The sequence below is a fragment of the Mycobacterium haemophilum DSM 44634 genome, assembly GCF_000340435.2.
GTDB lineage: Bacteria > Actinomycetota > Actinomycetes > Mycobacteriales > Mycobacteriaceae > Mycobacterium > Mycobacterium haemophilum.
On sequence record NZ_CP011883.2, the window covers coordinates 3,402,394 to 3,414,724 of the forward strand.

The 12,331-nt window shown below is 64.5% G+C and carries 10 protein-coding genes; all 10 read left to right on the forward strand.

Annotated elements, in window-relative coordinates; all coding sequences use genetic code 11:
* The first annotated feature begins 167 nt into the window (after nt 1–167).
* On the forward strand, nt 168–1,877 hold the full coding sequence (locus B586_RS15890) for an acyclic terpene utilization AtuA family protein (RefSeq protein WP_054879452.1): 1,710 nt from the start codon (nt 168–170) through the stop codon (nt 1,875–1,877).
* Nucleotides 1,874–3,022, forward strand: a complete 1,149-nt coding sequence (locus B586_RS15895; protein WP_054879451.1) for an acyl-CoA dehydrogenase family protein — start codon at nt 1,874–1,876, stop codon at nt 3,020–3,022. Before B586_RS15890 ends, B586_RS15895 begins: the two co-directional genes overlap by 4 nt.
* 88 nt (nt 3,023–3,110) lie before the next feature.
* Nucleotides 3,111–4,700: an acyl-CoA carboxylase subunit beta gene (locus B586_RS15900; RefSeq protein WP_156406904.1), complete on the forward strand. Its 1,590-nt coding sequence runs from the start codon at nt 3,111–3,113 to the stop codon at nt 4,698–4,700.
* 5 nt (nt 4,701–4,705) lie between these two features.
* Nucleotides 4,706–6,823, forward strand: coding sequence for an acetyl/propionyl/methylcrotonyl-CoA carboxylase subunit alpha (locus B586_RS15905; RefSeq protein WP_054880868.1), 2,118 nt, complete (start codon nt 4,706–4,708; stop codon nt 6,821–6,823).
* Nucleotides 6,820–7,986, forward strand: a complete 1,167-nt coding sequence (locus B586_RS15910) for an acyl-CoA dehydrogenase family protein (RefSeq protein WP_054880867.1) — start codon at nt 6,820–6,822, stop codon at nt 7,984–7,986. The genes B586_RS15905 and B586_RS15910 overlap by 4 nt, the downstream gene beginning before the upstream one ends.
* Nucleotides 7,987–7,996: 10 nt before the next feature.
* On the forward strand, nt 7,997–8,854 hold the full coding sequence (locus B586_RS15915) for an enoyl-CoA hydratase family protein (RefSeq protein WP_047314322.1): 858 nt from the start codon (nt 7,997–7,999) through the stop codon (nt 8,852–8,854).
* A 102-nt stretch (nt 8,855–8,956) separates the two neighbouring features.
* Nucleotides 8,957–9,559, forward strand: a complete 603-nt coding sequence (locus B586_RS15920) for a DUF1707 SHOCT-like domain-containing protein (RefSeq protein WP_047314321.1) — start codon at nt 8,957–8,959, stop codon at nt 9,557–9,559.
* A 113-nt stretch (nt 9,560–9,672) separates the two neighbouring features.
* The gene (locus B586_RS15925; protein WP_236971303.1) at nt 9,673–9,993 is read left to right on the forward strand and encodes a hypothetical protein; all 321 of its coding nucleotides are present in this window, start codon (nt 9,673–9,675) and stop codon (nt 9,991–9,993) included.
* Between the two features lie 8 nt (nt 9,994–10,001).
* On the forward strand, nt 10,002–11,669 hold the full coding sequence (locus tag B586_RS15930; protein WP_156406812.1) for an alpha/beta hydrolase: 1,668 nt from the start codon (nt 10,002–10,004) through the stop codon (nt 11,667–11,669).
* Between the two features lie 2 nt (nt 11,670–11,671).
* Nucleotides 11,672–12,328 carry an LppA family lipoprotein gene (locus B586_RS15935; RefSeq protein ID WP_054879449.1) on the forward strand — a complete coding sequence of 219 codons (657 nt, stop codon included), beginning with the start codon at nt 11,672–11,674 and terminating at the stop codon, nt 12,326–12,328.
* The last annotated feature ends 3 nt before the right edge of the window (nt 12,329–12,331 follow it).

Sequence of the window (12,331 nt, forward strand, 5' to 3'; positions counted from 1 at the left end):
CGCCCGCGGGCCGCGCCGCGCCGCATAAGCCAGCGCGATCCGCCGCGTGTCTGAGCGCGACGTATGTGTCGCGTCACGTCGGCACCTTGACGTGGCACCGGCCACACCGGCTAACCTACCGGTTGGTTGGTTGCACTCACCGGGTGGTCGCCTGAAGGGAGGCGCGGATGGTTTCTCACGCCGTCCGCATTGGGAATTGCTCGGGCTTCTATGGCGACCGGCTATCGGCCATGCGTGAAATGCTCACCGGCGGTGAACTTGACTTCGTCACCGGCGACTATCTGGCCGAACTGACCATGCTGATTCTCGGTCGCGACCGGATGAAACACCCCGACCGCGGCTACGCCAAGACCTTCCTGACCCAACTTGAGGACTGTCTGGGATTGGCCTGCGACCGTGGGGTGCGCATTGTCGCCAACGCCGGCGGCCTGAACCCCGCCGGGCTGGCAGAGGCCGTACGGGAGCTGGCCGAGCGTCTGGGTATCGGCGCCCGGATCGCCCACGTCGAAGGCGACGACCTCCAGCCGCGGGCCGCAGAATTAGGGCTTGGCACGCCGTTGACCGCCAATGCCTATCTAGGCGCGTGGGGCATCGTCGACTGCCTCAGTGCCGGAGCCGATGTCGTCGTCACCGGCCGAGTCACCGACGCATCGGTGACCGTCGGGGCGGCGGCCGCACACTTCGGGTGGGGCCGCACCGACTACCACCAGCTTGCCGGCGCCGTGGTCGCTGGCCATGTCATCGAATGCGGCGTCCAAGCCACCGGCGGCAACTACTCGTTCTTCACCGAAATTTCGGAGTCCTCCGGCCTCCTGCACCCCGGTTTCCCCCTAGCCGAGATCAACGCCGACGGCTCCTCGGTGATCACCAAACACCGCGGCACCGGCGGCCTGGTCAGCATCGACACCGTCACCGCCCAGCTGCTCTACGAGATCACCGGCGCCCGCTACGCCAACCCGGACGTCACGGCCCGGATGGACACCATCGACCTATCCGCCGACGGCCCCGACCGGGTCCGCATCGCGGGTGTGATCGGCGAACCGCCACCGCCTACGCTGAAGGTGTCACTAAACAGCATCGGCGGATTCCGCAACGCCATGACATTCGTCCTGACCGGCCTGGACATCGAGGCCAAGGCCGACCTGCTGCGACGCCAGCTGGAAGCTAGCTTGACCGTCAAGCCCGCCGAGCTTGAGTGGTCGTTGGCCCGCACCGACCACCCCGACGCCGACACCGAAGAAGCCGCGAGCGCCTTGCTGCACTGTATTGTTCGCGACCCCGACCCCGCCAATGTCGGTCGCCGATTCTCCTCGGCTGCAGTCGAATTAGCACTCGCGAGCTATCCGGGGTTCAGCGTCACCGCCCCGCCAGGCGACGGTCAGGTCTACGGCGTCTTCACGCCCGGCTATGTCGACGCCGCCCAAGTGCCGCACATCGCGGTGCACTCCGATGGCACTCGCACCAATATTCCTTGTGCGACAGACACGTTGGAGCTAACACCCGTTACTCCCCCGCCGCTGCCGGATCAGCTGCCGGCCGGGTCGGTGCGCAGGGTGCCGCTGGGCCGGATCGCCGGGGCCCGCAGCGGCGATAAGGGCGGGTCAGCCAACATCGGCGTCTGGGTGCGCACCGACGAGCAGTGGCACTGGCTGGCCAACACGCTGACCGTCGAGCTGCTCAAGGAGCTACTTCCCGAGACGGCCGACCTCGACGTCACCCGCCATGTGCTGCCCAACTTGCGGGCGGTGAACTTCGTCGTCGAAGGTATCCTCGGCAAGGGCGTTGCCTACCAAGCGCGATTCGATCCCCAAGCCAAGGGACTAGGCGAATGGCTGCGCAGCCGCCATGTCGACGTCCCGGAGAGCCTCTTGTCATGAGCATCTGGACCACACCGGAGCGCGAACAGCTGCGAAAGGCGGTGCGCTCGTTCACCGAACGGGAGATCCTGCCCAATATCGACGAGTGGGAGCGCACCGGCGATCTGCCCCGCGATTTGCACCGCCGCGCGGGGGCAGCCGGGCTGCTCGGCGCGGGCTTTCCCGAAGCGGTGGGCGGCGGTGGCGGCGACGGCGCCGACTCGGTGATCATCTGCGAGGAGCTTCACCAAGCCGGCGCACCTGGCGGGGTTTTCGCTTCGTTGTTCACGTGCGGAATCGCGGTGCCGCACATGGTCGCGTCCGGCGATGCGCGGCTGATCGAGGAGTTCGTGCGGCCGACGTTGGCCGGCGAACTCATTGGTGCGCTGGCCATCACCGAGCCCGGCAGCGGTTCGGACGTCGGACACCTACGCACCACCGCGGTCTTAGCAGGCGATCACTACCTCGTCAACGGCGCCAAGACCTACATCACCTCCGGGGTACGGGCCGACTACGTCGTCACCGCGGTGCGTACCGGAGGCCATGGCGCCGCAGGGGTTTCGCTGCTCGTGGTCCAGAAGGACACACCTGGCTTTGCAGTCAGCCGCAAGCTGGACAAGATGGGCTGGCGGTCCTCAGATACCGCCGAGCTGTGCTACGTCGACGCGCGCGTGCCGGCGGCCAATCTGGTCGGCGCCGAGAACACCGGATTCGCCCAGATCGCCCAGGCATTCGTATCCGAGCGCATCGCCCTTGCCACGCAAGCATATTCGAGCGCGCAGCGGTGCCTGGACATCACCGTGCAGTGGTGCCGCGACCGGGAAACGTTCGGCCGTCCGCTGATATCCCGACAGGCGGTGCAGAACACGCTCGCCGAGATGGCCCGCCGCATCGACGTGGCGCGCGTCTATTCCCGCAGTGTCGTGGAGCGTCAGCTGGCGGGAGAGACGAACCTGATCGCGCCGGTGTGTTTCGCGAAGAACACCGCCGTCGAGGCCGGGGAATGGGTTGCCAACCAAGCTGTGCAGTTATTCGGCGGCATGGGCTACATGGCCGAATCCGAAGTCGAACGCCAATACCGGGACATGCGGATCCTCGGCATCGGCGGCGGAACCACCGAAATCCTCACTTCACTCGCCGCGAAAACCCTTGGATTCCAATCATGATTACACCACCTCCTCGCCCCCTCGCCGCTGCGCGGCTGGGGGTACCCCCACATCGCTTCGCTCTGCATCGTCGGCGGTGGTCATGACCGTGTTGCGATCCACACTCGATCCGAAGTCCGATGCCTATTCCGAGGCAGCTTCGGCGATGACGACAAAGCTGAGCGAGATCGACGCTGAACTTACCAACGCGTTGGCCGGGGGCGGCCCGAAGTACGTCGAGCGTCATCACGCTCGCGGCAAGCTGACAGCCCGGGAACGCATCGAGCTGCTCGTCGACCCCGACTCCCCGTTTCTGGAGCTCAGCCCGCTGGCGGCGTATGGCAGCGCGTTCGCGGTCGGCGCCAGCCTGGTCACCGGCATTGGCGTGGTGTGCGGCGTCGAATGCATGATCGTCGCCAACGACCCCACCGTCAAAGGCGGCACCAGCAACCCGTGGACATTACGAAAGATACTGCGGGCCAATAAGATCGCCTTCCAGAACCGGCTTCCGGTCATTTCGCTGGTGGAATCCGGTGGGGCAGACCTGCCCACCCAGAAGGAAATCTTCATCCCCGGCGGGCAGATGTTCCGCGACCTGACCCGGCTTTCGGCGGCCGGGATCCCCACCATCGCCCTGGTGTTCGGCAACTCCACCGCCGGCGGTGCCTACGTGCCGGGGATGTCCGATCACGTGGTGATGATCAAGGAACGCTCTAAGGTATTTTTGGCCGGCCCGCCGCTGGTGAAGATGGCCACCGGCGAGGAATCCGATGACGAGTCTCTTGGTGGAGCCGAAATGCATGCGCGCATATCGGGTTTGGCTGACTACTTCGCCGTCGACGAGCTCGACGCGATCCGCATCGGGCGTCGCATCGTGACGCGGCTGAACTGGGTCAAACAGGGACCTGCCCCCAGGCCGGTGACCGAACCGCTGTTCGATACCGAAGAGCTGATCGGCATCGTGCCCGCAGATCTGCGTATCCCGTTCGACCCTCGTGAGGTGATCGCCCGCATCGTTGATGGCTCCGACTTCGACGAGTTCAAACCGCTGTACGGGTCGTCGCTGGTGACCGGCTGGGCCCAGTTGCACGGGTATCCGTTGGGGATCCTGGCCAACGCGCGGGGTGTGTTGTTCAGTGAGGAGTCGCAGAAAGCCACCCAGTTCATTGCGCTGGCTAACCGCTCCGACACGCCATTGTTGTTCCTGCACAACACCACCGGATACATGGTGGGCAAGGACTATGAAGAGGGCGGCATGATCAAGCACGGCTCGATGATGATCAACGCCGTTTCCAACTCGACTGTCCCGCACATCTCGCTGCTGATTGGTGCGTCGTACGGAGCCGGGCACTACGGCATGTGTGGACGCGCCTATGACCCTCGATTCCTGTTCGCCTGGCCCAGCGCCAAGTCGGCGGTGATGGGCGGTGCCCAACTGTCCGGCGTGCTGTCGATCGTCGCCCGAGCGGCCGCGCAAGCCCGCGGTCAGCAGGTCGACGAAGCGGCTGATGCCGCAATGCGGGCTGCCGTCGAAGGCCAGATCGAAGCCGAGTCGCTGCCGCTGGTGTTGTCCGGGATGCTCTACGACGACGGGGTGATCGACCCCCGCGACACCCGAACCGTGCTGGGAATGTGTTTGTCCGCCATAGCCAATAGCCCGATCAAAGGAACGTCGAACTTCGGCGTTTTCCGGATGTGATGCGCATGGGAATCACTCGAGTGCTGGTTGCCAACAGGGGCGAGATCGCCCGGAGGGTGTTCGCCACCTGCCGTCGACTGGGTTTAGGCACCGTCGCCATATACACCGACCCGGACGCCGGCTCGCCGCACGTGGCAGAGGCCGATGCCCGGGTCGAACTACCGCAGACCAACGATTACCTGAACGCCGAGGCGATCATTGCCGCTGCCCGCGCTTCCGGCGCCGACGCGGTGCACCCTGGCTATGGATTCCTTTCGGAGAATCCCGACTTCGCGGCCGCCGTGGTGGAGGCGGGCCTGTGCTGGATCGGGCCGCCGGCGGACGCGGTGCGCGCGATGGGGTCCAAGATCGAGTCCAAGAAACTCATGGCGGCCGCCGGAGTGCCGGTGCTCGACGAACTTGACCCGGACTCGGTCACCGAGGACGAACTGCCGGTGTTGGTCAAGGCTTCGGCCGGGGGAGGCGGCCGCGGGATGCGCGTGGTTCGCGAATTATCAGCCCTGCCCGCCGAAGTCGCCGCAGCCCGGCGTGAAGCGCAGTCCGCTTTCGGCGATCCGACGGTGTTCTGCGAACGTTACTTGGCAGGCGGACACCATGTTGAGGTGCAAGTCCTCGCCGACACCCATGGCACCGTGTGGGCCGTCGGGGAACGGGAATGCTCCATTCAGCGCCGCCACCAAAAGATCATCGAAGAGGCGCCGTCACCGTTAGTTGAACGCACACCAGGTATGCGCACCAAGCTTTTCGACGCGGCCCGGCTGGCGGCCGGCGCAATCGGCTACACCGGCGCCGGAACGGTGGAGTTCCTCGCCGACGATGATGGTGAGTTCTACTTCCTGGAGATGAACACCCGCCTGCAGGTCGAGCATCCAGTTACCGAAGAGACCACCGGACTCGATCTTGTTGAGCTGCAGCTGACGGTGGCCGATGGCGGCCGGCTTTCCTCCGAACCTCCACTAGCGCAAGGGAGCTCGATTGAAGCTCGGCTTTACGCCGAGGATCCGGCGCGCGGCTGGCAACCACAAGCCGGCCTGGTTCACACGATCGACCTGCCGACGGTTCGGGCCGAATTTTGTTCGCTGGGACAGCGAACCGGGATCCGGCTGGATTCTGGGATTGTGGACGGATCCGCGGTGTCGATTCATTACGATCCGATGTTGGCCAAGGTCGTCTCCTACGCTCCGACGCGTCGGCAATCGGTGATGGTGCTCGCCGACGCGCTGAGCCGCGCCCGGCTGCATGGTGTGCGCACCAACCGCGAGTTGCTGGTGAACGTGCTGCGTCATCCGGCGTTCTTGGACGGCGCCACCAATACTGCGTTTTTCGACGCCCACGGCATGGCCAGGCTGTCGGCTCCGCTGGCTGATGATGCGGCGATCCGATTGTCGGCACTGGCCGCCGCGCTCGCCGACGCCGTGTACAACCGCGCTTTGGCCACCGTCTTCGGCGCCATCCCCAGTGGCTGGCGAAACGTCGTGTCGGGCTATCAAGTCAAGAGCTACCGTGACGACGAGGGACGTGAGCACAAGATCGAATATCGATTCACCAGAAGCGGACTGGTACTTCCTGGCGACGAGTCGGTGCGACTGGTCTCGGCTGCCGTGGATGAGGTTGTGCTGGCCGACGGGCACGGGGTGGCCTGCCGCTTCGCGGTTGCGCGTTACGGTCCTAACAATCAGGACATCTACATCGATTCGGCGCGCGGTCCCGTTCACCTGCTCGCACTGCCACGGTTCCCCGAACCTCGTTCGGCCGTCGAACAGGGATCTCTGGTTGCACCCATGCCAGGCAACGTCATCCGGGTTGGCGCCGCGGTTGGCGAAACCGTCACGGCAGGCCAGCCACTGATCTGGCTGGAAGCAATGAAGATGGAACACACCATCACCGCGCCGGCCGACGGCGTACTGACCCAGCTCAACGTCAATACCGGTCAACAAGTCGAAGTTGGCGCCGTTTTAGGAGTGATCGCAAGCGCGGCGCAGCCGGGCGCAGCGGATCGCGACCATGCTTTAGGAGTGATCGCAAGCGCGGCGCAGCCGGGCGCAGCGGATCGCGACCATCCAGGCCCAGCCCGGGTGGAAGCGCCCGAACCGCCAAGTGAGCAAGAAGGAGATCCGTGGTGACCGATACCAGCTTCATCGAAAGCGACGAACGCCAGGCGCTGCGCAAAGCGGTGGCCGCGCTGGTGGCCAACTACGGTCACGAGTACTACTTGGAGAAGGCGCGCGCCCATCAGCACACCGACGAATTGTGGTCCGAAGCAGGCAAGCTCGGCTTTCTCGGGGTGAATTTGCCGGAGCAGTACGGTGGTGGCGGCGCCGGAATGTATGAGCTGTCGCTGGTCATGGAGGAAATGGCGGCCGCCGGCAGCGCACTGCTGCTGATGGTGGTCTCGCCCGCCATCAACGGCACCATCATCAGCAAGTTCGGCACGGACGAGCAGAAGAAGCGCTGGCTGCCTGGCATCGCCGACGGCTCACTGACGATGGCGTTCGCGATCACCGAGCCGGACGCCGGGTCCAACTCGCACAACATCACCACCACCGCGCGACGCGACGGCAGCGACTGGATCCTCAAAGGCCAGAAGGTCTTCATTTCCGGTATCGACCAGTCGCAGGCGGTGCTGGTGGTGGCGCGCACCGAAGAGGCTAAAACTGGCAAGCTGCGCCCGGCGTTGTTTGTGGTGCCCACCGATGCCCCTGGCTTCACGTATCACCCGATCGGGATGGAGCTGGTCAGTCCCGAACGTCAATTCCAGGTCTTTCTTGACGACGTGCGGCTGCCCGCCGACGCACTCGTCGGAGCCCAGGATGCCGCAATCGCACAGCTTTTCGCGGGCCTGAACCCCGAGCGCATCATGGGCGCGGCCAGCTCCGTGGGGATGGGACGCTTCGCGCTCGATAAGGCCGTCGACTACGTCAAGACCCGCAAGGTCTGGTCCACCCCTATCGGCGCACATCAGGGTCTGTCACATCCGTTGGCGCAGAGCCATATTGAGGTCGAACTCGCCAAGCTGATGATGCAGAAGGCCGCAACGCTCTACGACAACGGCGACGACTTCGGCGCGGCCGAGGCCGCCAATATGGCCAAGTACGCGGCGGCCGAAGCGGCCGGACACGCCGTCGACCAGGCCGTGCAGTCAATGGGTGGCAACGGGCTGACCCAGGAATATGGCGTTGCCGCCATGGTGACCTCAACCAGGTTCGCACGGATCGCGCCGATTAGTCGTGAGATGGTGCTGAACTACGTCGCACAGACTTCGCTGGGCCTGCCTCGAAGCTACTGAAGCCTTACCGATGGATGCACTCGTCGACTACGCCGGCCCGGCCGCCTGCGGAGGTCCTTTCGCCCAGCTGACGCTGAACTCTCCCCATAACCGCAACGCGCTCTCGAGCACCCTGGTTAGCCAATTGCACCAGGGCCTGCGAGACGCAGCGGCGGATCCGGCGGTGCGGGTGGTGGTGCTCGGGCACACCGGCGGCACGTTCTGCGCCGGTGCGGACTTGAGCGAGACCGGTGACGGCGACCTGCGTGGCGATCGCGAGCGCGGCGCAGCCGGGCGAAGCGGGTCGCCACCATCGGCATTCGATATGGCCGTGGCGCGGGCCCGGGAAATGACGACGCTGCTGCGCGCCATCGTCTCCTCGCCGCTACCGGTGATCGGTGCCATCGACGGCCATGTCCGCGCCGGCGGATTCGGCCTAGTCGGTGCGTGCGACATTGTGGTCGCCGGTCCGCGCAGCACCTTCGCGCTGACCGAGGCTCGGATCGGCGTCGCGCCGGCGATCATCTCACTGACTGTGCTACCGAAGATGTCGGCCCGCTACGCCGCCCGGTACTACCTAACCAGCGAGACGTTCGATGCCGCCGAAGCCGCAAAGATCGGATTGATCACGATGGCAGCTGACGACGTTGATGCCACGGTCGCGTCGCTGGTCGCCGAGATAGGTCGCGGTTCACCGCAGGGTCTTGCGGCGTCGAAGGCGCTGACCACCGCCGCTGTTCTCGAAGGATTCGACCGCGATGCCGAGCGGCTCACCATGGATTCGGCCCGACTGTTTGTTTCCGACGAAGCTCGCGAAGGCATGCTCGCGTTCCTGCAGAAACGCCCGCCGAGTTGGACCGTACCTCCCGCCGAGGATGCGAGCCGCTGAGGCAGGAGCGGGGCCATCCGCCCCAACGATGCGGCCGCTGCAAAGGTTGCAGTTTAGGCACTGCTATTGCAGCCAAATCTTGAGGTCGTACGCTCGTGGGTGATGAGCAATTCAGCGCAACGTGACGCGAAGGGCGCACGTGACGAGCCTTTGCGTGCAGCAGACACCGACCGCATCCAGATTGCGCAGTTGCTGGCCTACGCCGCTGAGCAAGGCCGCCTGGAGCTGAAAGACTACGAAGACCGGCTTACCAGGGCATATGCGGCGACAACGTACCAGGAACTGGAGCAGCTGCGGGCCGATCTGCCAGGTTCGCAAGTAAACGCCCGCAGAGGCGGCAATCCCAATCCGGCGCCATCAACGCTGCTGCTGGCCCTGATGAGCGGATTTGAGCGGCGCGGCCGATGGAATGTGCCGAAGAAGTTGACCACATTCTCGCTGTGGGGCAGCGGGGTGCTGGATTTGCGCTACGCGGACTTCACCTCGACAGAGGTTGAACTCCACGCGTACTCAGTGATGGGTGTGCAGACTATTTTGCTGCCACCCGAAGTCAACGTGGAGATCAGCGGCCACGGTGTGATGGGCAGCTTCGACCGCCAAGTGCTAGGCCAAGGCACACCAGGCGCACCGACGGTGAAAATCCGCGGCTTCTCGCTGTGGGGCGGCGTGGGCATCAAACGCAAGGCCCGCAGGCCCCGCAGGTAGCAGAAAACCGGTCTGCTCACGCACTCGGCGGTGACTGGCTGACACCCGATGCTCGTGCCATACTCCGGCGAGAAATGCCGAGGGTGTGGATTTGATCCGGGCAGGGGGCGGTTATGGCCGAAGAGTTGCGGGCAATTCCTGACATACTCTGCTACGCGGGTAATGAGCTGGCCGAGCATGGCGATTCGTTGCTGGTGTTACAGCAGTCCTGCCGCCGCGAAGCGGAGAACGCTCAGCCGGGATGGGTCGGCTCGTCGGCGGCCGCGTTGTCGGGGTTGCTTGATCGGTGGGCGATAGCCAGCACCAATCACATCGGCCGCTTCAGTGAGCATGCCGGTGGCATGTATGTCGCCGCTACCGGATTCACCGCATCCGAACAGCGCAACGCCACCGCCCTGGCCCAGGTGAATGACACCGTCGACGGTGAAATCTGACCCACGCCATGACGTTGAACCTGGTTGATATTGAGCACTGGGATCCCGCGGCGATCACAACAGTCTTTGGGGCTGCGACCAAGCGGGCGCACGGCACCCGCACCGCATCGGACGCGCTGCGCGAAATCATGCGGTTGCTCGATTTTGGCGGTGACACCGCAGCAGCGGCCCAGGCAGCGACCTACCGCACCGCGCTTATCCTCGACACCCACGCCGACGCCTGCGAAGCCGCCGCGAGGGCCGCGGAGAAGTCGGCTGACGAGGTTGCTGCGATCAAGTGGCGATTGCAGATGATTCGTCAGACAGCCCTGGACCATCAGCTCACGATTGTCGACACCACCGGTGCGGTATTGCCGCCTTCCAACTTGTCGTCATTAACCGCCGGGGCCCAGAACTGCATCCTTGACACCGCAATCATGCTGAGGGAGAACATCAGCCAGCTGTTGGCTGATGCAGAGACCGCAGATGAAGATCTGGCGGCGGCGGTTCGCGGTGCCGGCGGTGAGCTGTCCCCCGAACAGGTCGACGCCGAAATCAGCCACGAGCCACCCAGAATGCCGCATCTGCCACCGCCAGGCAGTAGTCCCGATGTGGTCAACACGTGGTGGCGTTCACTGATTCCGTACCAGCAGGATCGGGTTAAACAGTGGTTCGGAAACACCATCCGCAACCTCGACGGCATCCCGACCGAGGTTCGCGACGAGCTCAATATTCCTGTGCTGCAACGTGAAATTACCCGGCTGCAGAACGGTTGGTGCGACGGTAACGGGGTCTGGCACCAGGACACCGACAAGTTGGCGGATCTCAAGCAGCTGCGAGATACCTTGACCGCACACCGAGGCGTCAGCTTGATACTGCTGGACACCATCAGCAATCCCGACAAGGTGCTTGCGGCCGTTGGGGTCGGCGATGTCGACAACGCACTACGTGTCGGAGTCACCGTCGGTGGGATGAACGCGCGGGTCAGCTCCACCGTTGCACAGATGGTTAGCGAAGCCCACGCCCAGCGCAACAAGGCAGTCGATTTGCGCAAACGAGCCGGCGTCGCGAATCCCGGTGCGGTGGCTTGTGTTAGCTGGCTGGGCTATGACACGCCGGATAGCCTCCGAGAGGTCACCCACGACTGGCTCGCCCGCGCTGGCGCGGGGCCGCTGAACAGCTTCTATAAGGGCTTGGCGGCCACCACCGCTGTGGCGGATCAGCACATCACCGCGTTTGGGCATTCCTACGGGTCGCTCACCACCAGCCTGGCGTTGCAGCAGGGCGCACCCGTCCACGACGTCGTCTTGTATGGCTCACCAGGTGCCGAGCTCAGCAACGCCGCTGCGCTTGGCGTTGAACCTGGACATGCCTATTACATGATCGCGGGCAACGACGCGGTCGCCGGCCTGATTCCTTTTACCGGCGTGTTCGGCCGGGGCCTGCAAGATGTGCCTGGCTTCATCGAGCTATCCACCCAGTCAGGTTTCGCTCTGGATGGAAAATCCGGTGATGGGCAGTGGAATTGCGGCGCATACGGGCACGCCGAATATACTCGCGTCGACGCCAACCAACGGCTGCGCATGAGTGGCTACAACTTGGCCGCGGTGCTGGCAGGATTGCCGAACGACCTGATCAAACCACCGCCTCCGGCGATCCCGCCGCAGCAGGCGCCAATCATCATCGCCGGGCCGTAGTCATGAACAAACGCGGGGTCGTGGTAGCGGTGCTGAGCGCGATGGCAGCGGTGCTCACCGGATGCGTTGATCCCGCAACCTACAACCCCAACCCGATACCAGGGCATGGCGAGTTGGACCGTCTACAGAAAATTGTCAACCAGCGGCCAGACCTGGAAACCGTTGTGCAGCAGCTCGCCAGCATCGACGTCACAATCCGCGCAACAATCACGAAATACTCATCGGCAACCCAATTTTCGACAGTACAAGTTTCGCACCAAATCAACGGCTGCAGTGGCCCGTTCATCGCTGCCATAGGTCGGCAGCAGGATACCGATCTGTTCTTCGGCAGCCCTGCTCCAACGTCGGCGCAATGGCTGCAGATCGTGACCGAGTTGGCACCGGTGTTCGCGGCGGCGAACTTTCGGCCCAACAACTCCGCGCCCGGGAGCCCGCCATTGCCGCTGGGCGCACCCAACAATTCCCAAATCAGCGACGACGGTGCGTTGATCAACCTGGTCAACGGCGACAGCGACAGCCCGTTGGATTACTCCACCGACACAGGCTGTCATCTCCCGGCCGCTTGGCGCACGGCGCCGCCACCACCGAGCATGCGGCCCGGAAACGACCCGAACGTGCACTACCCGTACCTGTACGAGTCCCCAGGTGGCCGGGGCTAGGTC

Coding starts and splice junctions, on each gene's coding strand:
- B586_RS15935 (WP_054879449.1), top strand. CDS start 11,672: ATGAACAAACGCGGGGTCGTGGTAGCGGTGCTGAGCGCGATGGCAGCG.
- B586_RS15905 (WP_054880868.1), top strand. CDS start 4,706: ATGGGAATCACTCGAGTGCTGGTTGCCAACAGGGGCGAGATCGCCCGG.
- B586_RS15920 (WP_047314321.1), top strand. CDS start 8,957: ATGAGCAATTCAGCGCAACGTGACGCGAAGGGCGCACGTGACGAGCCT.
- B586_RS15895 (WP_054879451.1), top strand. CDS start 1,874: ATGAGCATCTGGACCACACCGGAGCGCGAACAGCTGCGAAAGGCGGTG.
- B586_RS15930 (WP_156406812.1), top strand. CDS start 10,002: ATGACGTTGAACCTGGTTGATATTGAGCACTGGGATCCCGCGGCGATC.
- B586_RS15925 (WP_236971303.1), top strand. CDS start 9,673: ATGGCCGAAGAGTTGCGGGCAATTCCTGACATACTCTGCTACGCGGGT.
- B586_RS15890 (WP_054879452.1), top strand. CDS start 168: ATGGTTTCTCACGCCGTCCGCATTGGGAATTGCTCGGGCTTCTATGGC.
- B586_RS15915 (WP_047314322.1), top strand. CDS start 7,997: ATGGATGCACTCGTCGACTACGCCGGCCCGGCCGCCTGCGGAGGTCCT.